Below are 1,850 nucleotides of genomic sequence, written 5' to 3'. Positions count from 1 at the left end.
GTAGGGATGGGTAGGGGAGCGTCGTGTGCCGGGTGAAGCCGCGCCGGAAGGCAGTGGTGGACGGTTCACGAGTGAGAATGCAGGCATGAGTAGCGATACACACGTGAGAAACGTGTGCGCCGATTGACTAAGGGTTCCTGGGTCAAGCTGATCTGCCCAGGGTAAGTCGGGACCTAAGGCGAGGCCGACAGGCGTAGTCGATGGATAACCGGTTGATATTCCGGTACCCGCTGTGAAGCGTCAAACATCGAATCCAGTGATGCTAAGCCCGTGAAGCCGTTCCGGACCCTTCGGGGAAAGGAAAGTGGTGGAGCCGGTGACCCGAGCTGGTAGTAGGTGAGTGATGGGGTGACGCAGGAAGGTAGTCCATCCCGGGCGGTGGTTGTCCCGGGGTAAGGGTGTAGGCCGTGCGATAGGTAAATCCGTCGCACTTGTGGCTGAGACCTGATGCCGAGCCGATTGTGGTGAAGTGGATGATCCTATGCTGTCGAGAAAAGCCTCTAGCGAGTTTCATGGCGGCCCGTACCCTAAACCGACTCAGGTGGTCAGGTAGAGAATACCGAGGCGTTCGGGTGAACTATGGTTAAGGAACTCGGCAAAATGCCCCCGTAACTTCGGGAGAAGGGGGGCCATCACCGGTGACGAGTCTTGCACTCCGAGCTGGGGGTGGCCGCAGAGACCAGCGAGAAGCGACTGTTTACTAAAAACACAGGTCCGTGCGAAGCCGTAAGGCGATGTATACGGACTGACGCCTGCCCGGTGCTGGAACGTTAAGGGGACCGGTTAGTGCACTTTCGGGTGTGCGAAGCTGAGAACTTAAGCGCCAGTAAACGGCGGTGGTAACTATAACCATCCTAAGGTAGCGAAATTCCTTGTCGGGTAAGTTCCGACCTGCACGAATGGCGTAACGACTTCTCGACTGTCTCAACCATAGGCCCGGTGAAATTGCACTACGAGTAAAGATGCTCGTTTCGCGCAGCAGGACGGAAAGACCCCGGGACCTTTACTACAGTTTGATATTGGTGTTCGGTTCGGCTTGTGTAGGATAGCTGGGAGACTGTGAAGTGCGGGCGCCAGCCCGTGTGGAGTCGTCGTTGAAATACCAGTCTGGTCGTGCTGGATGTCTAACCTGGGTCCGTGATCCGGATCAGGGACAGTGTCTGATGGGTAGTTTAACTGGGGCGGTTGCCTCCCAAAGAGTAACGGAGGCGCCCAAAGGTTCCCTCAGCCTGGTTGGTAATCAGGTGTTGAGTGTAAGTGCACAAGGGAGCTTGACTGTGAGACCGACGGGTCGAGCAGGGACGAAAGTCGGGACTAGTGATCCGGCGGTGGCTTGTGGAAGCGCCGTCGCTCAACGGATAAAAGGTACCCCGGGGATAACAGGCTGATCTTCCCCAAGAGTCCATATCGACGGGATGGTTTGGCACCTCGATGTCGGCTCGTCGCATCCTGGGGCTGGAGTCGGTCCCAAGGGTTGGGCTGTTCGCCCATTAAAGCGGTACGCGAGCTGGGTTTAGAACGTCGTGAGACAGTTCGGTCCCTATCCGCTGTGCGCGTAGGAGTCTTGAGAAGGGCTGTCCCTAGTACGAGAGGACCGGGACGGACGAACCTCTGGTGTGCCAGTTGTCCTGCCAAGGGCATGGCTGGTTGGCTACGTTCGGGAGGGATAACCGCTGAAAGCATCTAAGCGGGAAGCCTGCTTCGAGATGAGGACTCCCACCCCCTTGAGGGGTTAAGGCTCCCAGTAGACGACTGGGTTGATAGGCCAGATCTGGAAGCACCGCAAGGTGTGGAGGTGACTGGTACTAATAGGCCGAGGGCTTGTCCTCAGTTGCTCGCGTCCACTGTGT

At 57.4% G+C, this 1,850-nt stretch carries 1 rRNA gene (running past one end of the window); it reads left to right on the top strand.

Annotated features, from left to right (window positions below):
- Positions 1-1,829: ribosomal RNA gene (locus tag ACFY93_RS34450) — 23S ribosomal RNA — on the top strand (it extends 1,367 nt beyond the left edge of the window).
- Positions 1,830-1,850 lie beyond the last annotated feature (21 nt).

Source organism: Streptomyces sp. NPDC008313, from assembly GCF_042956125.1.
Taxonomy (GTDB): Bacteria; Actinomycetota; Actinomycetes; order Streptomycetales; family Streptomycetaceae; genus Streptomyces.
This window is presented reverse-complemented; position numbering and strand designations above follow the sequence as displayed.